Here is a 20,361-nt window from a genome sequence, read left to right on the forward strand (position 1 = left end):
GCTTATCCTAAGGGCGCGGCTGAATGGCAATTTTTTGACAGACGGGGGCCCCAGAGGACCAATGGCAAAAGTAATCGGAATCGATCTCGGCACGACCAACAGCTGCGTCTCGGTGATGGAGGGTGGCAAGCCCAAGGTTATCGAGAATGCGGAGGGCGCGCGCACCACGCCGTCGATCGTCGCCTTCGCCAAGGATGGCGAGCGGCTCGTCGGCCAGCCGGCCAAGCGCCAGGCCGTGACAAATCCTGAGAACACGATCTTCGCGGTGAAGCGTCTGATCGGCCGTCGTTTCGACGACCCGATCACCAAGAAGGACACCGAGCTGGTCCCGTACAACATCGTGCGCGGCAACAATGGCGACGCCTGGGTCGGCGCCGGCGGCAAGGAATATTCGCCGTCGCAGATTTCGGCGTTCACGCTGCAGAAGATGAAGGAAACCGCCGAAGCCTATCTCGGCGAGACGGTCACGCAGGCGGTCATCACCGTTCCGGCGTACTTCAACGACGCGCAGCGCCAGGCGACCAAGGACGCCGGGCAGATCGCCGGCCTCGAAGTGCTCCGCATCATCAACGAGCCGACCGCAGCGGCTCTGGCGTACGGCCTCGACAAGGACACCAACAAGACGATCGCGGTCTATGACCTCGGCGGCGGCACCTTCGACATCTCGATTCTCGAGATCGGCGACGGCGTGTTCGAAGTGAAGGCGACCAACGGCGACACCTTCCTCGGCGGCGAAGACTTCGACAACAAGCTGCTCAACTTCCTGTCGGAAGACTTCAAGAAGGCCGAGGGCATCGACCTCACCAAGGACAAGCTGGCGCTCCAGCGTCTGAAGGAAGCGGCCGAGAAGGCGAAGATCGAGCTGTCGTCGGCAGCCACGACCGAGGTCAACCTGCCGTTCATCACGGCGGACGCAACGGGGCCGAAGCATCTCGTCAAGGCGATCAGTCGTTCCGATCTCGAGCGTCTGGTCGAGGATCTCATCCAGCGCACGCTCGAGCCGTGCAAGAAGGCGATGAAGGACGCCGGCGTCCAGGCGAGTGAGATCAGCGAAGTCGTCTTGGTCGGCGGCATGACGCGCATGCCCAAGGTTCGTCAGGTCGTGAAGGACTTCTTCGGCAAGGAGCCGCATTCGGGCGTCAACCCGGATGAGGTCGTGGCGATGGGTGCGGCGATCCAGGCCGGCGTGCTGCAGGGCGACGTCAAGGACGTGCTGCTGCTCGACGTGACCCCGCTTTCGCTCGGCATCGAGACGCTGGGTGGCGTGTTCACCCGGATGATCGACCGCAACACGACGATCCCGACCAAGAAGTCGCAGACCTATTCGACCGCGGACGACAACCAGCAGGCTGTCACCATCCGCGTGTTCCAGGGCGAGCGCGAAATGGCGGCGGACAACAAGATGCTCGGCCAGTTCGATCTGGTCGGTATCCCGTCGGCGCCGCGCGGCGTGCCGCAGATCGAGGTCACCTTCGACATCGACGCCAACGGCCTGGTCAACGTGTCGGCCAAGGACAAGGGCACCGGCAAGGAGCAGCAGATCCGCATCCAGGCTTCGGGTGGCCTGTCGGATCGCGACATCGAGCAGATGGTGCGCGATGCTGAACAGTTCGCCGAGGACGACAAGGCGCGCCGTGCAGCGGCCGAGGCGAAGAACAACGCCGAATCGCTGATCCACACGACCGAGCGTCAGCTTGCCGACAATGCCGACAAGGTCGACGCCACGCTCAAGGGCGAGATCGAAGCGGCGATCGCCGAGACCAAGACGGCTGTCGAAGGTGGCGATCCCGAAGCGATGAAGACCAAGTCGGAGGCGCTCGCGCAGGTCGCGATGAAGCTCGGCCAGGCCATCTACGAGAAGCAGGCGCAGGCCGATGCCTCGCCGGCCGCCGAAGCCGAAGCGCCCAAGGAAGACGTGGTCGACGCGGAATTCTCCGAAGTCGACGACCACAAGGCGTAACTGAAAGTCTCCCTCTCCCCGCTGGCGGGGAGAGGGTCGGGGAGAGGGGCCGTGCCGTGCTGAAAAGCGCATCGCGGCCTCCTCATCATTCCCCTCTCCCAAACCTCTCCCGCTTCGGGATGGGGCCTAGAGGCGCAAGATGAGCACCGACATCGATTTCTACGAACTGCTGGAATGCGAGCGCACCGCCGACGATGGCACGCTCAAATCCTCGTATCGCCGCCTCGCGATGCGCTACCACCCCGACAAGAACCCTGGCTGCAGCGACTCTGAAGAGCGCTTCAAGGCGATCAGTGAGGCCTATGATTGCCTCAAGGATCCGCAGAAGCGTGCGGCCTATGATCGCTTCGGCCATGCTGCGTTCAAGCAGCAGGGTGGTGGTGGCGGCGGTGGCGGCGCGCAGGATTTCAGCGGCTTCTCCGATATCTTCGAGAACATCTTCGGGGAATTCATGGGCGGCCAGCGCGGTGGCGCGAGCGGCCCGCGGCGTGGCGCGGACTTGCGCTACGACATGGAGATCACGCTCGAGGAAGCGTTCAACGGCAAGGCGACCGACATCACGATCGACGTGTCGAGCGCGTGCGATGTCTGCAACGGCACCGGTGCGACCAAGGGCACGTCGGCCAAGAGTTGCCAGATGTGCCACGGCCACGGCAAGGTCCGCGCGCAGCAGGGCTTCTTCGTGGTCGAGCGAACCTGCCCGACCTGCCACGGCGCCGGCCAGACGATCGCCGACCCGTGCGGTAATTGCCGCGGCGAGGGGCGTGTCGAAAAGACCAAGACGCGCACCGTCAACATTCCGCCCGGCGTCGACGAGGGCACGCGCGTTCGCTTGACCGGCGAAGGCGAGGCGGGCCTGCGCGGTGCGCCTGCGGGCGATCTGTACATCTTCCTCCACGTTGCACGGCATCCGCTGTTCGAGCGCGAGGGCACGACGCTGTTCGCGCGCACGCCGATCAGCTTCACGACCGCGGCGCTCGGTGGCGAGATTCACATCGCCGGGCCCGACGGCGTCGATCACCAGATCAAGATCCTGGCCGGCACGCAAAGCGGCCGTGAACTGCGCCAGCGTGGCGCCGGGATGCCGGTGCTGCAGGGCCGTGGTCGTGGCGATCTGGTCATCCAGATCGAGGTCGAGACGCCGACGCACCTCACGTCGCGCCAGCGCGAACTGCTCGAGGAATTCCGCGCGACCGAAACGGGCAAGGAATGCCCGCAGACCAGCGGCTTCTTCAAGAAGATGAAGAGCGCCTGGGGCTGAGCCACCACGTCGCCCCGGCCTTCGCCGTGGCGACGCGTGGCCGCCCGCCCGACTCGGGCGACTGGCGCCGTCCCCGCGATGAGGGCCTAAGCGACGCGCCGCGCGACGACGTGCAGCCCCGTCGTCGAATGCGTCGATACCTTCAGGCTGACCTCGGGTGCCGGGTCCGTCGGCGTGAAGCTCAAGCCGCGGACCAGCCCGGAGACGATCGTCGTGATCTCCGCCGTCGCGAATCCCGCAGCGATGCACAGCCGCGGGCCGGCGCCGAACGGCAGATAGGCGCCGCGGTTGTGCGCTTGCCCGGTTTGAAAGCGACCGGGGTCGAAAATGTCGGGACGGTCCCACAGCTGACGATGACGGTGCATCGCGTAGACCGCGATGATCACCGCTTGTCCCCGGCGAATGCGATGCCCCAGGAGCTCGGTATCGCGCGTCGCGGCGCGGACGAGCAGCGGGCCTGGCGGGTAGAGCCGCAACGCCTCCTGCACCACAGCGCGGGCGACCGGCCTGGTCGTTTCATCCTGCGCGGCTGTGGCCTCGGCCCGGACCGCCGCTTGCCATTCGGGATGCAGCGCGAGCAGGTACAGCGCCCATGCCGCGCCGAGTGCGCTCGTTTCGAACCCTGCGATCATGAAGCCGAAGATGTTGTCGGCCAGCGGCCCGCTATGGCGAAGCAAGGCGGCAAGCTGATGGTCCTCCGTCGCGCCGCGCGCCGCAATGTCGCGCGCGATGCGGCGCAGCCGCACCTCGGCGCTGCTGCGTCCGGTCCGCCGCACCCGATCCAGCCAGACGGCGGGGATTGGGGCGACTTCGAGCAGGCCGAAGCGGGCAACGTCGCGCATCACCTCCGGGATATCGGCCGCGATGGCATCGGTATCGAAGCTCCGGACACCCGACAGCAACGTCTCCAGCACGATCCTCGCGACGATCTTGCCCACCATCGGTTGAAGATCGACGTTTTCGCCGCACGGCCATCGCTGGGCGGCACTGCGGACGGCGGCGGCCATGATGGGGGTAGCGGCGTCGATCGCCTTTGGTCGGAAGGCCGGCGCGGCGGCACGGCGCTGCGCGGCCCAGGATTCGCCTTTGGCCGCGGCGAGGCCCGTGCCCCAGGCTCGGCGCATCAACGTCTGTAACGGGCGGTTGCGACCGAACGTCTCGCCCATGTCGAGCAGGACCTGGCGGACGGCATCGGGCTCGGCGATCACGATCGGGGAGCGCGGGCCGGGCAAGGCATAGGACCAGTCGTCGAAAATGCTGGCCGGGATGACTTGGGCTGGGTCGGAGATGGCGTAGCGGAGCATCGCCATGACGGACGGCGCTCCGGACGGGGATGCGAAGATCGGCACAGGGGGCGGCGCGGCGATGCAGGATTCCATAACGTCCTCACGGCTTGGGATGACGCCGGGATACGCAACTGGGCAACGCTGTACGCTAGACCCCCCACAGCCCTGGCCGCCCCGTCAGAAGAAGGGGCGGGTGGGCCGATGGGTCAGAGGATGAGAACCTCGACCACCAGCGCGACGCCTGCAACGGCAAAGAGGCCGCCGGCAAGGCTTTGAAGGATGCGCATGGTAGGTGTCTCCGATACCGGGCTTGTCCCGGCGAGGAGGCATGTGGAGATTGTTGCTCATGCGCGCAATTTTATTACGCGCATTCGCAGGTGCAGCATTTGCACGTTGAAGCGTGCAGTTTCGTCGATCAGCTGTTGCCGAACACGCGCGCGAAGATCGTGTCGACGTGCTTCAGGTGATAGCCGAGGTCGAACTTGTCCTCGATCTCCGCGACCGACAGCGCCGCGGTGACTTCGGGGTCGGCCTTGAGCAGCTCCATCAGCGACAGTGCGCCGTCCGAATCCCACACCTTCATCGCGTTGCGCTGGACGAGGCGATACGAATCCTCGCGGCTGACGCCGGCCTGGGTCAGCGCGAGCAACACACGCTGCGAATGGACGAGGCCGCCCATCTTGTTGAGGTTCTTCTCCATCCGCGCTGGATAGACGACGAGCTTGTCCATCACGCCGGTCAGCCGCTGCAGCGCGAAGTCGAGCGTGATCGTCGCGTCGGGGCCGATATAGCGCTCGACCGACGAGTGCGAGATGTCGCGCTCGTGCCACAGCGCCACGTTTTCGAGCGCCGGGGTGACATAGCCACGTACCATACGCGCCAAGCCGGTGAGGTTCTCGGTCAGCACCGGGTTGCGCTTGTGCGGCATCGCCGACGAGCCCTTCTGGCCGGGCGAGAAAAACTCCTCGGCTTCGAGCACTTCGGTCCGCTGCAGATGGCGCACCTCGGTCGCGAGCCGCTCGATCGACGAGGCGATCACGCCGAGCGTCGCGAAGAACATCGCGTGGCGGTCGCGCGGGATGACCTGGGTCGAGACAGGCTCGACGGTGAGGCCGAGCTTCTCGGCGACGTGGCGCTCGACGACGGGATCGATATTGGCGAAGGTGCCGACCGCGCCCGAGATCGCGCAGGTCGCGACATCCTCGCGCGCCGCCGCCAGCCGCGCGCGGTTGCGGGCGAATTCGGCATGCGCCTGCGCCATCTTGAGCCCGAAGGTGACGGGCTCGGCATGGATGCCGTGGCTGCGGCCGATCGTCGGCGTCATCTTGTGCTCGCGCGCGCGGCGTTCGAGCACGACGAGCAGCGCGTCGATATCGGCGATCAGCAAGTCGCTCGCCTGCGCCAGCTGGACGGCGAGCGCGGTGTCGAGCACGTCCGAGCTCGTCATGCCCTGGTGCATGAAGCGCGCCTGGTCGCCGACATTGTCCGCAACCCAGGTAAGGAAGGCGATCACGTCATGCTTGGTCACCGCCTCGATCGCGTCGATCGCGGCGACGTCGATCACCGGGTTGGTGTTCCACCACGCCCACAGCGCGGCGGCGGCTTCCTTCGGCACGACGCCGAGCTCGGCGAGCGCGTCGGTCGCGTGCGCTTCGATCTCGAACCAGATGCGAAAGCGATTCTCCGGGGTCCAGATCGCGGTCATGTCGGGGCGGGAATAGCGGGGGACCATGGGAATTCCTCGATGAGCTTGAGATCGGGCGGGCACGGAATCGCCGCGATCGACGATGAGGCGCGCGTTAGCAGGGACCAGCCGCCCCTTCAAACGGACAGGCGTGGAGCGTCGCGCAGTTCGGTGCGTTGGGGAAACGACGCGATCGATTCGCACAGGAGAAACCGATGGTGAAATTTGCACTGGTCGCGAGCGCGATCGCGCTCGCCAGCCCCGCCTAGGCGCAGGACGCCCCACCCGCCACCGCGCCCGCGCCGCAATCCGCGCCGACCATGGTCGATCAAGCCGGGCCGGCTGTGGCCCCGCAGAACAATGCGGCGCGCGACGCCGCTATCCCGGCCTCGATCGTCGCGCCCGAGGCCGAGGCTGCCGCCAAGCCCGCAGTTGCAGGCACGCCAGCGGCCGACATCATCAACCGCGAGTTCGGCAGCTACGACAAGGATGGCAACGGCGTTCTGAATGCGGCCGAATTCGACGCCTGGATGGTCGCTCTCAAGACCGCGAGTGACCCGAAAACGGATGCGGCCGCGCCGGCAATGAAGACCTACCTCGCCGAAGCCTTTACGCAAGCCGATGCCGACAAAAGCAAGACGGTCTCCAAGGCCGAATTGACGGCATTTCTCTCGCAACAGGGCTGAACCCCGCCACGGTGTCGGCGCGAAGAGGTTAGAGCAGCCCCATCGCCCGCAAGCTCGAATGCCCGTTGGCGCCGATGATGATGTGATCGTGCAGCGCGATATTGAGTCGCCGGCCGGCCTCGGCGACCTTGCGCGTGATGTCGATGTCGGCGCGGCTCGGGCTCGGGTCGCCGCTCGGATGGTTGTGGACCAGGATGATGGCCGCCGAGCCGAGATCGATCGCGCGCCGGATCACCTCGCGGACATAGACCGCGGCTTCGTCGATCGACCCGTCGCTCATCACCTCGTCGCGGATCAGCATGTTGCGCGTATTGAGATGGAGCACGCGGACCCGCTCGGTGCCGCGGTGCGCCATGTCGGCGTGGAGATAGTCGATCAGCGCCTGCCAGCTCGCCAGCACCGGCTCCGCCTTTGCCTCGACTCTGAGCAGGCGTAGCGCTGCCGCCTGGACGATCTTGATCGCCGCCGCGGTGGTTTCGCCCATCCCCGGGACTCGCATCAGCGCTTCGGCATCTGCGCTGAACACCGCCCCGAGTCCGCCGAACTCCGCGAGAAGCGCCTTTGCCAACGCCTTGGTGTCGCGGCGCGGGATCGCCAGCATCAGCAGATATTCGACGAGTTCGTAATCGAGCAGCCCGTCGCCGCCTTGCTCGAGAAGCCGCTGACGCAACCGCGCGCGATGTCCGGCATGATCGGGGAGGGGCGCGCTCATCAGGTAAGGGATAATCCCGGCATAGCCCCCGCGCAACGTCACAGCACGGCCGCTTTGGCCACAAGAGTTGACACTCTCAAGTCAGCTTCCTAAACGGCCGGTGAAGCGGGGGCTTGCTTCCAATTCCCCGCCGTTCATCGTCGCGGTGCTCAATGCACGGCGGCGTTTTCTTATCAGGATACACGCCGCTTGGCTGAGAATCGCCCCAACGACGATCTGGATGCCCGCATTGCTTCGGCAAAGGCGGTTGGCCAGTCGCGTGGGAATGGTTCGATCCCGCAGGCGAAGGGCTATGGCCAGGGATCGAAGGTCCTTGCGCTTCTGCTCGGCGCTTTGTTCGGTGGCGGGATCATGGGCTGGGCGCTTGATCAGTGGCTCGGCACGTCGCCTTGGGCGCTGTTGATCGTGCTTACGCTTGCGATCATCGGGGCGTTCCTCAACATCATGAAGATTTCGAAGGAGCGCGCAGAGTGAGCGCCGGCAAAATCGATCCGATGGAACAGTTCATGGTGGAGCCCGTCCTGGGCCGCCATTTGAACCTGTTCGGTTATGACGTGTCTTTCACCAACTCGGCGCTGTTCATGGTCGTCGTGTTTGTGCTGCTCGCGCTCTTCATCTCGGGCGGCCTCAAGCGCCAGCTCGTCCCCGGCCGCTGGCAGGTTGCCGCCGAAGATGCGGTGAGCTTCATCGACAACATGGTTTCGGTAAATATCGGCGCCGGCGGCAAGAAGTTTGCGCCGTACATCTTCTCGCTCTTCTACTTCATCCTGTTCGCAAATCTCATCGGTGTGATGCCGCTGGCGATCCTCCCGGGGCTCCACACCTTCGCGGTGACGAGCCACATCACGGTGACCGCGATCCTCGCCTTCCTGTCGTTCGCGATCGTCCTTGCGGTCGGCTTCTGGAAGCATGGTCTCAAATTCTTCACGCTGTTCGTGCCGCACGGCGCGCCAGCGTGGCTGATGCCGGTGATCATCCCGGTCGAGTTCGTCTCGTTCATGGTGCGCCCTTTCTCGCTGGCGCTGCGACTGTTCGTCGCGATGACCGCGGGGCACATCCTGCTCGAAGTGTTCGGCAGCTTCGTCGTCCAGGGCTTCACCGCCGGCGGCGGTCTTGGCTCGGTGGTCGGCGTGCTCAGCTTCATCATGATCATCGGCGTCAGTGCGCTCGAGTTGCTGGTTTGCGCGATCCAGGCCTATGTGTTTGCCCTGCTAACGTCGCTGTACCTGCACGACGCAGTGCATCTGCACTAGAATTTCCATAACCCAATCTACGTATTCCTAGGGAGCTTATCATGACTGATCTTGGTGCAATGTACATCGGTGCCGGCCTGGCAGCGATCGGTGTCGGTCTCGCCGCACTCGGCGTGGGCAATGTGTTCGGCTCGTTCCTCGAAGGCGCACTGCGTAACCCCGGCGCAGCAGACGGCCAGCAGGGCCGCCTGTTCATCGGCTTCGCGGCATCGGAGCTGCTCGGCCTGATCGCGTTCGTCGTCGCGATCCTCATCCTCTTCGTCGTCAAGAACTAAGGACGAAACCCCAATGCCGCAGCTATCCCAAATCGGCGAGATCTACGCGTCGCAGCTGTTCTGGCTCGCGATCGTCTTCGCGCTGATCTATTTCGGGATCGGCAAGGCGATGGTCCCCAAGATCGAGGCGACGATCGAAGATCGTAACGGCCGGATCGCGGGCGACCTCGCCGCGGCGGAGGCGGCGCGGGCGACCGCGCTGGCGTCCGAGCGCGATTATCAGGCCGGGCTCGAAGCAGCCCGGTCGCAGGCGATGATCGCGGTCGGCGAAGCCAAGGCGCAGGCAACCGCCAGCACCGAGGCGAAACTCAAGACGAGCGACGAAGGTCTGGCCGCGCAATTGCACGCCGCCACCGGGCGGATCGAATCCTCCAAGACCGCGGCGCTCGCCGAAATCGAGACCGCGACCACCGACGCGGTCGAGCAGATCGTCGCCAAGCTTTCGGGCGTGGCGGTCGATCGTGCGACGATCGAAACACGCGTAAAGGCGGAATTGGCGCATGGCTGAGTCCTCGACAGTCAACACCGTGGCACAGACCGGCGTCGCTGAGCTGCACCACGAACCGTCGGTCTTCGGGATTACCGCTCCGAGCTTCGTCGCTTTGTCGATGCTCGTCGTGATCGGCCTGATGATCTGGAAGAAGGTGCCCAAGATGATCGCGGGCGCGCTTGATTCGCGGATCGCGACGATCCGCACGCAGCTCGACGAAGCGTCGCAGCTGCGCGCCGAGGCTGAAGCGCAGCTCACCGAAGCCAAGGCACGCAATGCGGCGAGCGCCGGCGATGCCGCCGCGATCGTCGCGCATGCGCAGGCCGAGGCCGCGGCCATGCTGGTCAAGGCCGAAGCCGACCTTGCCGACTTGGTTGCGCGTCGTCAGACGATGGCCGAGGACAAGATCGCCGCCGCGGAACGCGGTGCGATCGCCGAAGTCCGGGCGCTTGCGGCCGATGCCGCGACCCGTGCGGCGGCCACGATCCTGGCTGAGCGTCACGGCGTCGATGCCGACAAGGCGCTGGTCGATCGCACGATCGCTGGGCTCGGACGGCTCAACTAAAGCGGTTACTCGAGACACGCGGAACGATTTCGCGTGGGTCGCTTGATCCAATCCATTTCGTTTCGCCACTGGCCGGGGTAGACCTTGGTCAGCGGCGATTCGCGCCGCTTTCGCTTTCGAAAGAGGCTCTCCCATGAAGTCTGTCCTTCTGCCCGTGCTCGTCGCGCTGACCGTGGCGCCGCTCGCTGCCCAGACCGCGCCTGCGCCCGCCGCAACCGCGACCCCGGCGGCCACGACCGCCTCCACCGCCAAATTCTCGCTCGACACACCGATCGAGACGATCGCTGCGGATCCCAAGGGCAAGGCGGTGCTCGACACCGACCTTCAGAACATCACCGCGCACCCGATGTATGATCAGTTCAAGTCGATGTCGCTCGCGCAGGTGCAGCCGATGTCGCAGGGTGCGTTGACCGACGCTGCGCTCGCGAAGGTCAAGGCCGACCTCGAAGCGATCAAGTAATCCTTGCACGGCGGCGCGGTGCTCCTGCCCTGCGCCGTCGTCGCTCCGTCAAATGATCCGGCCATTCTGTCGCAGCAAAGCCGGCAGGTCGGCCCAAGTGGGCGCCGCGTCGCTCTCATAGCCATACACCGCACCTGTCCCGATGCTGCGCGACGGGCGCATCGCGTCGAGATGTGCACCAGCGGCGAGATAGGCGCGCATCGCCGCACGATCCTGCCAAAGCGACATTGTGTGGTGCGTGCCGTCGATCGTCCGCGCCTCGACCGACAGATTACCCGCTGCGCGCTGGGCCTGCTGCATCGAACGGATCGCATGCCACCAGAAGCGCGGCACCTGAAACAGGTTCTTGGGCTTCAGGCCGGTGATCGAGACATACATCGCGGGTCTTCTCCGTCGCGGTCGGGCGCGTGCTATGCGCGTGGATGCGCATAACCGTGGCATCCGCCGCGCGGACTCCCTAGATCAATCGCATGTCCTCGCCCAATGCGCCTGATCGTTTCAACGAAGAGAAATCCACCTTTGCCGTCCGCGGTGGCGGCGACACGCCCGATCTCGCGGCAGGGGTCGCTGCGATCCGCAACGTGCTGGCCACGCTGCCGATCCGTCCCGGCGTCTACCGCATGCAGGACGCGCGCGGCGACGTGCTGTATGTCGGCAAGGCGAAGGCGCTGAAGAATCGCGTGACCAATTACACGCAGGTCGATCGCCTTTCGAAGCGGCTCCAACGGATGGTCGCGCAGACGCGCTCGATGACGATCGTCACGACCAACAACGAGGCCGAGGCGCTGCTGCTCGAGGCGCAGCTGATCAAGCGCTATCGCCCGCCGTACAACGTGCTGCTGCGCGACGACAAAAGCTTCCCCTTCATCCTGCTGCGCGCCGATCATGAATTTCCGCGGATCCAGAAGCATCGCGGTGCGCGGCGCGCGAAGGGCAACTATTACGGGCCGTTCGCCAGCGCAGGATCGGTCAACAATACGCTCAACGCGCTGCAGAAGCTGTTCCTGCTGCGCTCGTGCACCGACAGCTTCTTCCGCAACCGCGACCGGCCCTGCCTGCTCTACCAGATCAAGCGCTGCTCGGCGCCGTGCGTCGGACGGATCGACGAGGCGGGCTATGCCGAGCTGGTCGGCGACGCCAAGGCGTTCCTCGGCGGCAAATCGACGCAGGTGCAGACCAAGCTTGGCGGGCAGATGGAAGCAGCAGCGCAGGCGATGGACTTCGAGCTCGCCGCGATCCTGCGCGACCGGTTGCGCGCGCTGACCTTCATCCAGGGTAGCCAGGCGATCAACGCCGAAGGGCTGGGCGATGCCGACATCTTCGCCATGGCCAACAAGAATGGCGTGATCGGCATCCAGGCGTTTTTCATCCGTGGCGGACAGAATTGGGGGCACCGCAGCTTCTTCCCGGCGCATACCGCCGATGTTCCGGAGGACGAGATCCTCACCGGCTTCCTCGCGCAATTTTACGAGGAGGTGCCGCCGCCCAAGACGATCTTCCTCGATCGCGATCTCGAGGAGGGCGAATTGCTCGGCGAGGCGCTCGGGGCAGGGGTGGGCTTCAAGGTCTCGCTGTCGATGCCACAGCGCGGCACGCGGCGGCGGCTGCTCGACCAGGCGAAGCGCAATGCCGAGGAAGCGCTCGATCGCCGTCTCGCCGAGAGCACGACGCAGGCCAAGTTGCTGCGCGAGGTCGCCGAACTGTTCGACCTGGCCGAACCACCAGACCGCATCGAGGTCTACGACAACAGCCATATCCAGGGGACCAACGCGGTCGGCGCGATGGTCGTCGCGGGACCCGAGGGCTTCCGCAAGGGGCAGTATCGCAAGTTCAACATCAAGAACCCCGACACGATCCCCGGCGACGATTTCGGCATGATGCGCGAGGTGTTCCAGCGCCGCTTCGCGCGCGCGCAGACCGAAGACCCCGATCGCGATGCGGGCGACTGGCCCGATCTCGTGCTGATCGACGGCGGGCGTGGCCAGCTCAACGCCGCCAAGGCGGTGCTCGAGGAAATGGGAATCGAGGATGTGTGTCTGGTCGGCGTCGCGAAAGGGCCGATGCATGGCCGCGACGGGCGCGAGGTGTTCCACTTGCTCGACGGGCGCGAATTCCAGCTGCCGGTCAACGCGCCAGTGCTGTTCTACCTTCAGCGCCTGCGCGACGAGGTTCACCGCTTCGTGATCGGCGCGCATCGCGACAAGCGCTCGAAGGCGATCGGTGCGTCACCGCTCGACGATGTTCCGGGGATTGGTCCCGCGCGCAAGAAAGCGTTGCTGATGCATTTCGGGACCGCGCGCGCGGTGCGGGGCGCGAGTCTGGCGGATCTGCAGAAGGCGCCAGGGGTAAGTGCTGCGGTGGCGCAGCAGCTCTACGACTTCTTCCACGCACGCTGAAGGCGGCGGCGCGATCAGACCGACCGCCCCGCTGCTTCGTGCGTTAGCGATCAGGCTTCGGCAGTGGGAGCGAGCGAAAGGTCGTCGTTCGCCGAGGTCTCGGAGGGGGCAGGATGGCTGACGAGGCGGATGAAACCGACGACAAGCAGCATGGCAGGAACGATGTTGAAATACGCCGGGGCACTAATGATGTGCAACGCCGATACCAAGACAAGCGCGGCGACCACGGCAAACGACCCCATTCGGTCCATCATTACTCTCCCTCTTTTTTAATTGTCATCAAGCTGCAACGTCGTGGGTTGGGCGTCAATCGGAAACTTCAAGGCGCGAGAGCGGGATTTTTTCGCAGCGGTGCCGGCGCGCTATCCCTTTGTCTTTGCTTGCCCTGAATTTCATGGTGCGTTGCAGCAATAAAACGTCATCGTTCGCTCACACGCGAGATGTGGCCAATTCCCAGCTTGGCGGCGTTGGAAAGAAGGAGTTTCGTTATGCAGACGTCGCAATCCCCGAAGCGTTCGAAGATGACCCCCACGGCCCGCGCTTCGCTGTCGTTGTTGGGTTTCGGCCTTGCGTTGCTGGCGTTCCTGATCGCGATCGATCGCCCGCAATGGTTCGTGCTGCGCCCGGCATCGGGCACTGCAGCCGCGTTGGCCAAGGCATCGGTCAAACCGGTCGATACGCATGAGACGGCGCGTGTCGGCGCGGCCGCGACGGACCTGACGCCGTAACCGTGCGGATTTGCCGAAGGCACGATTCGGCCCTATCGCCCAACCGCGCCCTTGAGAGCCCCGAGATACGATGATCGTCACCAACACCCCCGGCTATCGCCACATCCTCCGCGAGATCTGGCGGCCTGCTGCCTTGCTGTTCGTCTGGGATGTGATCGTGACGGTCACCTATTACGTCGTGCCGTTCACAGCGCCATCGCTTCCGCTCACGCTGTTCGGCACGGCGCTTGCGCTGTTCCTCGGCTTCCGCAGCAACTCGGCGTATCAGCGCTGGTGGGAAGGGCGCGTGCTGTGGGGGCAGATGATCAACGCCAGCCGCAGCCTTGCGCGGCAGGCGCGCAATTATCTGCCCGACGAAGCGAAGGACCTGAAGCGGACGATCGTCCTGCGGCAGATCGCTTATGTCAACGCGCTGCGCTGCCAGTTGCGGCGCCAGGCGTCGGACGGTGAAGTGCTGCGCTTCCTGTCGCGCGGCGAGGCCGATTTCGCGCTTGGTCGGGTCAATGTCGCCAACGGGATCGTCGATGGCACCGGTCGCCGGATCAACGGTGCGCGCGCCGAGGGCTGGATCGACACGATCCAGCAAGCGTCGATGGAAAGCATCCTGGTGGATATCGCCAATGCGCAGGGCGGGATGGAGCGGCTCAAGAACATGCCGTTGCCAAGCCAGTATCGCTTCTTCCCGACGATCTTCACGCATCTGCTGTGCATCTTGCTGCCGATCGGGCTGGTCGATACGCTCGGCTTTGCGACCCCGCTCGGATCCAGCATCGCCGGGCTGATGTTTCTCGTGGTGCTCGCGATCGGCGACGATCTGGTCGATCCGTTTGCCAATACCGTGCACGACGTTCCGTTGTCGGCGATGTGCCGGACGATCGAGATCGACCTGCTTCAGGCGATCGGCGACCAGGCGCCCGAGCCGCTGCGGCCAGACGCGCAAGGGGTGCTGTGGTAGGCGGCGGCTAGTGGTTATCGCCTGACAGTTGAGTCCGATTAGGGATTCCCGTCGCCGTTTTGCCGTGCGAGTCATCGGGGATGCGAAGTGGTATAATCATCGACCTTGCGTCGGCGGACCGAGAGCGTCTCGAGCGGATCTGCAAGGATCGTAACGCGCCCCAAAAGCACGTCTGGCGCGCCAAGATCGTGCTTTTGAGCGCCGAGGGGATCGGCACCAGCGAGATCATGCGGCGGACGGCCACATCGAAGACATGCGTGTGGCGCTGGCAGGAGCGGTTCATGCAGGAAGGGGTGGAGGGGCTGCTGCGCGACAAGACCCGTCCGTCGCGCATCCCTCCCCTAACCGCGGAGGTTGTCGCATGGGTAGCGAGCCGGACGCATGAGGCGCCGCCGGGTGAGACGACCCATTGGACAGCCTCGCTGATGGCCCGCGAAGCCGACATCAGCGCCAGTTCGGTTCACCGGATCTGGCGCGCCCACGGCCTCCAGCCTCACCGCGTTCGGCAGTTCAAGCTGTCCAATGATCCCGAGTTTATCGACAAGCTTCGCGATGTCGTGGGCCTTTATGTCGCGCCGCCCGCCCACGCGATCGTCCTGTCGTTCGACGAGAAGAGCCAGATCCAGGCCCTCGACCGATCCCAGCCCGGCCTGCCGCTGAAAAAGGGGCGGGCCGGCACCATGACCCATGATTACAAGCGCAACGGCACCACTACGCTCTTTGCCGCGCTCAACATCCTCGACGGGACCGTGATCGGCCGCAACATGCAACGGCACCGCCACCAGGAATTCATCCGCTTTCTCAATCTGATCGAAGCGCGCGTGCCCGCCGGCAAGGCGATCCATGTGATCCTCGACAATTACGCCGCTCACAAGCACCCCAAGGTTCGCGAGTGGCTCGACCGCCACCCGCGCTTCACCTTCCACTTTACGCCTACGTCCTGTTCCTGGCTCAATGCCGTCGAGGGCTTCTTCGCCAGGCTGACCAACCGTCGACTCAAACGCGGCGTGTTTCATTCGCTCGTCGACCTTCAGGCCGCCATCAACCGCTTCCTGGTCGAGCACAACGAAAGCTCAAAGCCCTTCGTCTGGACCGCCGACCCCGATAAAATCATCGCCGCCGTCAGACGCGGGCGCCAAGTGTTAGATTCGGACCACTAGGCCCAGCCCTCGAGCACCTGATCGGGCGGCCGATGCCCATCGGCCCACATGCGGATATTGGCGATGACCTTCTCGCCTGTCGCCATCCGCCCCTCATAGGTCGCGGATCCCATATGCGGCGTCATCACGACGTTGGGGAGCGCCAGCAAGCGGGGATCGATCTGCGGCTCATGCTTCCACACGTCGAGCCCAGCACCCGCCAGCCGGTGGCCTTCGAGCGCGTCGATGAGCGCATCCTCATCGACGATGCCGCCGCGCGCGGCATTGATAAGATAGACGTGCGGGCGCAGCAGCGCGATCCGGCTCGCATCGAGCAGCCCTTCGCTATCGGCGTTGCGGGGCGTGTGGATCGTCAGGATATCGATCGCGCCGAGCATCTCGTCGAGATTGGGATGCCATTGCGCCTGCAACTCGGCCTCGACCACCTTCGGCAGGCGATGGCGATTATGATAATGGATCGACAGGCCGAACGCGCGTGCGCGCCGCGCGACGGCTTGGCCGATCCGCCCCATGCCGAGGATGCCGAGCGCCTTGCCGCCGATCCGGTGACCGAGCATCCCACCGGGCGACCAGCCCTGCCAAGCGCCCGAGCGCACCAGTTTCTCGCCTTCGGCAAGCCGCCGCGGAACCGAGACGATCAGCGCCATCGTCATGTCGGCGGTGTCCTCGGTCAGCACGCCGGGGGTGTTGGTGACGATGATGCCGCGCGCGCGCGCCGCCTTGAGCGCGATATGGTTCACGCCCGCGCCGAAATTGGCGATCAGCTTGAGCCGCGGACCGGCGCCGTCAATCAGCTCGGCATCGATCTCGTCGGTAACGGTGGGGACGAGCACGTCGCACTCCGCCATCGCGGCGGCGAGCTGATCGCGCGCCATGCCGACCGGCCCGCGATGGAGCTGCGTGTCGAACAACTGCGTCATGCGCTCCATCACCGCGTCGGGCAATTCGCGCGTCACGGCAACTTTCGGGTTCGGCACGCGTCTCGTTTCGGGCATGGACATGGCTTGGCGGAGCGCTTTGGCCTCGTCAACGGTGTTGAAGCGAGCGCGCGAACCACGATAAACGAGCGCGATCACAGACGGGGAAGTAGCATGCGTATTGGGGCCAGAGTTTTGCTGGCGGCAACGGCGATCGCGCTCGGCGGCAACGCGTTGGCGCCGGCGCTGGCGGGGCTCGTCCAGAAGAAGCCGCCCTATTTTGCCTCGATCTCGGCAGGCAAGGCGCGGATGCGGACCGGCCCGGCCCGCACCTATCCATCGAGTTGGTTGTATCAGCGCGCCGATTTGCCGGTGAAGGTGCTCGACGTTTACGATCATGGCGCGTGGTACAAGGTCGAGGATCCGGGCGGTACGCAGGGCTGGATGATGGGTACGTTGGTGAGCGAGAAGCGCACCGCCGTCGTACTCGGGACGGTCGCCGATCTGCGCGATTCGCCGCGCGATGGCGGGCGGATCCTGTGGCGGGCGGCGCCCGGCGTGGTCGGACGGTTGAGCCAATGTTCGCGCGGTTGGTGCCACTTCGACGTGCGCGGGCGCGGCGGCTTCGTCGAGGCGAACCATCTTTGGGGCGTCGAGCCGACCGAAGAACTGCCGTGAACGACTGGCGGATCGTCCGGGACGATCTGTCGCATCCCGCCGTCCGCGGCTTGCTCGATCTGCATGTGCGCAGCGCGCACGAGAATTCGCCGCCGGGCAGCGTGTTCGCGCTCGATCTTTCGGGCCTGTGCGAACCGGCAGTGACGCTGTGGACGGCATGGGAGGGTGAGACCCTGCTGGGCATGGGGGCGCTCAAGCAGCTCGATCCGGTACACGGCGAAGTGAAATCGATGCGAACCGCACCCGCGCAGCTGCGGCGCGGGGTGGCGGCGGCGCTGCTCGCGCATCTGGTCGGCCAGGCACGCGCGCGCGGGTATCGTCGGCTGAGCCTGGAAACCGGTACGAACGCACCGTTTGCCGCCGCGCACGCGCTGTATCGGCGCGCGGGGTTCGTCGACTGTGCGCCCTTCGCGGGGTATCACGATACCGTGTTCGCGCGATATTTCACGAAGGACCTGTAGGCCGCTGGGTGGCGCGATGGCGGATCGGCGTTAGCGCGCGGGCGCTGTACACGGTCGATCGGAAGGTTTTATCCCCATCGCGCGTCTACAAAGCGCGCAACCTCTGCCTGGAGTTCGCGATCTTCGGGTGTTCCCCCGCCAAACCCGCCGTGCGGCATCGCCTCGAAAACGTGCAGCTCCGCTGCCACGTCGGCGCGGCGCAACGCGCGATGCAGCCGCACCGTGTTGGACAGGAACAGGTCGCGCGTGCCGGTCTGCAGAAACGTCTCGGGAAGCCCGGCGAGATCGCCGAATAGCGGAGAGACAAGAGGGTCGGTGAGGTCCGCCGCGTCGGCGTACAGCCGGTTGGACGCCATCAACGAGCCCGGCAGGACGACATCGACCCATTGATTGACCGCGAAGCTGTCGCCCGATTCGCTGAGGTCCGCCTGCGGCGACAGCAGCACCAATCCTGCCGGCATCGGCAGCCCCGCTTCTCGCGCGCGCAGCAAATCGCTACGGCCAGATTGCCGCCCGCCGACCGCCCGCCAACCACGATCCGGTCCGCGGCGTGACGATCGAGGACATGGCGATACGCCGCCACGCAATCGTCGAGCGCCGCCGGGAATGGGTGTGCAGGCGGCGTCCGATAATCGACGCCGTAACAGCGCACGTTGAGTTGATCCGCCTGCATCCGTGCCCCCGCGCGACACGCGCTGCCGCCGCCAAAGACGAGCGCGCCACCGTGCAGGTCGATATAGGCGCGTGCGGGATCGGACGGCGTGACGGGCGTCGCGACATGGATCGTCGCCTCGCCGATCGTGATCGTCGCCTCGCCGATCGTGATCGTCGCCTCGCCGATCGTGATCGTCTCTGCGGTTGATCGCAACGTGCCGGCGAGCGCTTCGACCGCAGTCGCATAGCTCGCATCGGCGGCGGTCTTCAGGTCGGTCCAGGCGGCATGGTCGGCCGGGTCCGGCAGGACGTGCAGGGCGTTGAGCGGAACGCCGTCGGCCCGGACCGCCCGCCGCAAGACCGCACGCGCCTCCGCCGAGATCGACGCCGGGACCGGAACCGTCCGCGCCGGGACGGCGACGCCCTGTATATGGTCGTCCATTCTGTTTTGATCCTGGTCTGAAACGCGCGTCGAGCGGGGCGGCCCTGGCTTACCCCATCATCTCGACCGCGACCGCTGTCGCCTCGCCACCGCCGATGCACAGCGAAGCCATGCCGCGCTTTTGGCCGTTACGCTCGAGCGCGGAGAGCAAAGTCGCGAGGATCCGCGCGCCACTCGCGCCGATCGGGTGGCCGAGCGCGCACGCCCCGCCATGCACGTTGAGCGTGTCGTGCGACAGGCCGAGATCGCGCATCGCGATCATCGCGACGACCGCAAAGGCCTCGTTGACTTCGAACAGATCGACATCGTCGACCGACCAACCCGCCTTGGCGAGCGCCTTGCGCATCGCGAACACCGGCGCGGTGGTGAACAGTTCGGGGGCATGCGCGTGCGCCGCCTGCGCCACGATCCGCGCGATCGGGGTGAGGCCGAGCCTCTCGGCGACCGACGCGCGCGTCATCACCAAGGCTGCGGCGCCGTCCGAGATCGACGAGGCGTTCGCCGCGGTGATTGTGCCGTGCTTGGAGAAAGCGGGCTTGAGCGTCGGGATCTTGGCGACGTCGCCCTTGGCGGGCTGCTCGTCGAGGCTGACCGTGGTCGAGCCCTTGCGACCCGCCACTTCGACCGCGACGATCTCGCGGTCGAATGCGCCCGATTGCTGCGCCCGCTGCGCGCGGTGGAGCGACTCGATCGCGTAATCGTCCATCTGCTGGCGCGTGAACTGATAGACCGCGGCGGTATCCTCGGCGAAATTGCCCATCAGCTTGCCCGGCTGATACGCGTCCTCGAGCCCGTCAAGATACATGTGGTCCTTGAGCACGTCGTGCCCGATCCGCGCGCCACTGCGATGCCGCAGCGACAGATACGGCGCGTTCGTCATGCTCTCCATGCCGCCGGCGACGATCAGATCGGCCGAGCCCGCGGCAAGTGCGTCGGCGGCAAGCATCGTCGCCATCATGCCCGATCCGCACATCTTGTTGACCGTGGTCGCCTCGATATGATCGGGCAGCCCGGCCTTGAGCGCCGCCTGGCGCGCTGGCGCCTGGCCGAGCCCGGCGGGCAGGACGCAGCCCATGTAGATCCGCTCGATCGCTTCCCCCGAAACGCCGGCGCGGGCGACCGCACCGCCGACCGCAGCAGCGCCTAGCTCCGTTGCGGTTGCACCGGTAAGCGCGCCCTGGAACGACCCCATCGGCGTGCGGGCATAGGAAACGATGACGACGGGATCAGCGGACATTGGCGATCTTTCGCAAAGAAGACGGATGCGCTGGATCTAGGGCGGGGGCGGCCGATTTACAAACGGGGGGTGCTCCGGGTCTTCTCGGTGCGGCGGAAATA

General features: G+C 65.6%; 24 protein-coding genes. 15 read left to right on the forward strand and 9 right to left on the reverse strand.

Annotation, left to right across the window (positions count from 1 at the left end; translation table 11 throughout):
• Positions 1-61: 61 nt before the first annotated feature.
• Both dnaK and dnaJ read left to right on the forward strand, forming a co-directional pair.
• On the forward strand, positions 62-1,960 hold the full coding sequence (gene dnaK, locus ACVWYO_RS17805; RefSeq protein WP_457353050.1) for a molecular chaperone DnaK: 1,899 nt from the start codon (positions 62-64) through the stop codon (positions 1,958-1,960).
• 139 nt (positions 1,961-2,099) lie between these two features.
• The gene (dnaJ, locus tag ACVWYO_RS17810) at positions 2,100-3,221 is read left to right on the forward strand and encodes a molecular chaperone DnaJ (protein WP_457353052.1); all 1,122 of its coding nucleotides are present in this window, start codon (positions 2,100-2,102) and stop codon (positions 3,219-3,221) included.
• An 86-nt stretch (positions 3,222-3,307) separates the two neighbouring features.
• On the opposite strand, the gene ACVWYO_RS17815 is transcribed toward dnaJ, so the two are convergent.
• Positions 3,308-4,531, reverse strand: coding sequence for a cytochrome P450 (locus tag ACVWYO_RS17815; protein WP_457353054.1), 1,224 nt, complete (start codon positions 4,529-4,531; stop codon positions 3,308-3,310).
• Between the two features lie 391 nt (positions 4,532-4,922).
• Entirely contained in the window at positions 4,923-6,239 is a 1,317-nt protein-coding gene (gene purB, locus ACVWYO_RS17820; RefSeq protein ID WP_457353056.1) for an adenylosuccinate lyase, read from the reverse strand.
• 272 nt (positions 6,240-6,511) lie between these two features.
• On the opposite strand from purB, the gene ACVWYO_RS17825 reads away from it, so the two are divergent.
• Positions 6,512-6,877: an EF-hand domain-containing protein gene (locus tag ACVWYO_RS17825; protein WP_457353058.1), complete on the forward strand. Its 366-nt coding sequence runs from the start codon at positions 6,512-6,514 to the stop codon at positions 6,875-6,877.
• Between the two features lie 28 nt (positions 6,878-6,905).
• Here the strand turns inward: ACVWYO_RS17825 and radC are convergent, their stop codons facing one another.
• Positions 6,906-7,589: a RadC family protein gene (gene radC / locus ACVWYO_RS17830; RefSeq protein ID WP_457353060.1), complete on the reverse strand. Its 684-nt coding sequence runs from the start codon at positions 7,587-7,589 to the stop codon at positions 6,906-6,908.
• Between the two features lie 189 nt (positions 7,590-7,778).
• Between radC and ACVWYO_RS17835 the strand changes: the two genes are divergently transcribed.
• The 6 genes from ACVWYO_RS17835 (at position 7,779) to ACVWYO_RS17860 (ending at position 10,632) form a co-directional block, all read left to right on the forward strand.
• Complete coding sequence (locus tag ACVWYO_RS17835) at positions 7,779-8,063, forward strand: AtpZ/AtpI family protein (RefSeq protein ID WP_457353062.1); 285 nt, start codon at positions 7,779-7,781, stop codon at positions 8,061-8,063.
• Positions 8,060-8,842, forward strand: coding sequence for a F0F1 ATP synthase subunit A (locus ACVWYO_RS17840; RefSeq protein WP_457353064.1), 783 nt, complete (start codon positions 8,060-8,062; stop codon positions 8,840-8,842). Before ACVWYO_RS17835 ends, ACVWYO_RS17840 begins: the two co-directional genes overlap by 4 nt.
• Before the next feature lie 59 nt (positions 8,843-8,901).
• The gene (locus tag ACVWYO_RS17845) at positions 8,902-9,117 is read left to right on the forward strand and encodes a F0F1 ATP synthase subunit C (RefSeq protein ID WP_133191986.1); all 216 of its coding nucleotides are present in this window, start codon (positions 8,902-8,904) and stop codon (positions 9,115-9,117) included.
• 13 nt (positions 9,118-9,130) lie between these two features.
• Positions 9,131-9,625 carry a F0F1 ATP synthase subunit B family protein gene (locus tag ACVWYO_RS17850; protein WP_457353066.1) on the forward strand — a complete coding sequence of 165 codons (495 nt, stop codon included), beginning with the start codon at positions 9,131-9,133 and terminating at the stop codon, positions 9,623-9,625.
• Positions 9,618-10,172 carry a F0F1 ATP synthase subunit B family protein gene (locus tag ACVWYO_RS17855; RefSeq protein ID WP_457353068.1) on the forward strand — a complete coding sequence of 185 codons (555 nt, stop codon included), beginning with the start codon at positions 9,618-9,620 and terminating at the stop codon, positions 10,170-10,172. Before ACVWYO_RS17850 ends, ACVWYO_RS17855 begins: the two co-directional genes overlap by 8 nt.
• Positions 10,173-10,305: 133 nt before the next feature.
• Positions 10,306-10,632: a hypothetical protein gene (locus tag ACVWYO_RS17860; RefSeq protein WP_457353070.1), complete on the forward strand. Its 327-nt coding sequence runs from the start codon at positions 10,306-10,308 to the stop codon at positions 10,630-10,632.
• Between the two features lie 48 nt (positions 10,633-10,680).
• On the opposite strand, the gene ACVWYO_RS17865 is transcribed toward ACVWYO_RS17860, so the two are convergent.
• Complete coding sequence (locus ACVWYO_RS17865; RefSeq protein WP_457353071.1) at positions 10,681-11,010, reverse strand: hypothetical protein; 330 nt, start codon at positions 11,008-11,010, stop codon at positions 10,681-10,683.
• 92 nt (positions 11,011-11,102) lie between these two features.
• Between ACVWYO_RS17865 and uvrC the strand changes: the two genes are divergently transcribed.
• Positions 11,103-13,028 carry an excinuclease ABC subunit UvrC gene (gene uvrC, locus ACVWYO_RS17870; protein WP_457353073.1) on the forward strand — a complete coding sequence of 642 codons (1,926 nt, stop codon included), beginning with the start codon at positions 11,103-11,105 and terminating at the stop codon, positions 13,026-13,028.
• 50 nt (positions 13,029-13,078) lie between these two features.
• Here the strand turns inward: uvrC and ACVWYO_RS17875 are convergent, their stop codons facing one another.
• Complete coding sequence (locus tag ACVWYO_RS17875) at positions 13,079-13,270, reverse strand: hypothetical protein (RefSeq protein ID WP_457353075.1); 192 nt, start codon at positions 13,268-13,270, stop codon at positions 13,079-13,081.
• Positions 13,271-13,549: 279 nt separating this feature from the next.
• Here ACVWYO_RS17875 and ACVWYO_RS17880 point away from each other — a divergent pair, with 279 nt between their 5' ends.
• The 3 genes from ACVWYO_RS17880 to ACVWYO_RS17890 all read left to right on the forward strand — a co-directional run bounded on the left by ACVWYO_RS17880 (position 13,550) and on the right by ACVWYO_RS17890 (position 15,871).
• The gene (locus tag ACVWYO_RS17880) at positions 13,550-13,756 is read left to right on the forward strand and encodes a hypothetical protein (RefSeq protein WP_457353077.1); all 207 of its coding nucleotides are present in this window, start codon (positions 13,550-13,552) and stop codon (positions 13,754-13,756) included.
• A gap of 70 nt (positions 13,757-13,826) precedes the next feature.
• Positions 13,827-14,711, forward strand: coding sequence for a bestrophin family protein (locus tag ACVWYO_RS17885; RefSeq protein WP_457353079.1), 885 nt, complete (start codon positions 13,827-13,829; stop codon positions 14,709-14,711).
• 80 nt (positions 14,712-14,791) lie between these two features.
• A complete protein-coding gene (locus ACVWYO_RS17890) occupies positions 14,792-15,871 on the forward strand; it encodes an IS630 family transposase (protein WP_457353081.1) in 1,080 nt (359 codons plus the stop codon).
• Here the strand turns inward: ACVWYO_RS17890 and ACVWYO_RS17895 are convergent.
• Positions 15,868-16,866 (reverse strand): 2-hydroxyacid dehydrogenase, encoded by a 999-nt coding sequence (locus ACVWYO_RS17895; protein WP_457353083.1) that lies wholly within the window; start codon positions 16,864-16,866, stop codon positions 15,868-15,870. The genes ACVWYO_RS17890 and ACVWYO_RS17895 overlap by 4 nt on opposite strands.
• 96 nt (positions 16,867-16,962) lie before the next feature.
• Here ACVWYO_RS17895 and ACVWYO_RS17900 point away from each other — a divergent pair, with 96 nt between their 5' ends.
• Both ACVWYO_RS17900 and ACVWYO_RS17905 read left to right on the forward strand, forming a co-directional pair.
• Positions 16,963-17,466 (forward strand): SH3 domain-containing protein, encoded by a 504-nt coding sequence (locus ACVWYO_RS17900; protein ID WP_457353085.1) that lies wholly within the window; start codon positions 16,963-16,965, stop codon positions 17,464-17,466.
• Positions 17,463-17,927: a GNAT family N-acetyltransferase gene (locus ACVWYO_RS17905; protein ID WP_457353087.1), complete on the forward strand. Its 465-nt coding sequence runs from the start codon at positions 17,463-17,465 to the stop codon at positions 17,925-17,927. Before ACVWYO_RS17900 ends, ACVWYO_RS17905 begins: the two co-directional genes overlap by 4 nt.
• A 68-nt stretch (positions 17,928-17,995) precedes the next feature.
• On the opposite strand, the gene ACVWYO_RS17910 is transcribed toward ACVWYO_RS17905, so the two are convergent.
• From ACVWYO_RS17910 to ACVWYO_RS17920, 3 genes are read right to left on the reverse strand one after another with little or no spacing between them, the layout of a single operon-like run.
• Positions 17,996-18,388 carry an alpha/beta hydrolase fold domain-containing protein gene (locus tag ACVWYO_RS17910; protein ID WP_457353089.1) on the reverse strand — a complete coding sequence of 131 codons (393 nt, stop codon included), beginning with the start codon at positions 18,386-18,388 and terminating at the stop codon, positions 17,996-17,998.
• Entirely contained in the window at positions 18,283-19,023 is a 741-nt protein-coding gene (locus tag ACVWYO_RS17915; protein WP_457353091.1) for an alpha/beta hydrolase, read from the reverse strand. The genes ACVWYO_RS17910 and ACVWYO_RS17915 overlap by 106 nt, the downstream gene beginning before the upstream one ends.
• Before the next feature lie 49 nt (positions 19,024-19,072).
• A complete protein-coding gene (locus tag ACVWYO_RS17920) occupies positions 19,073-20,260 on the reverse strand; it encodes an acetyl-CoA C-acyltransferase (protein ID WP_457353093.1) in 1,188 nt (395 codons plus the stop codon).
• Between the last annotated feature and the right edge of the window lie 101 nt (positions 20,261-20,361).

The sequence above is a fragment of the Sphingomonas sp. UYP23 genome (assembly GCF_054059235.1).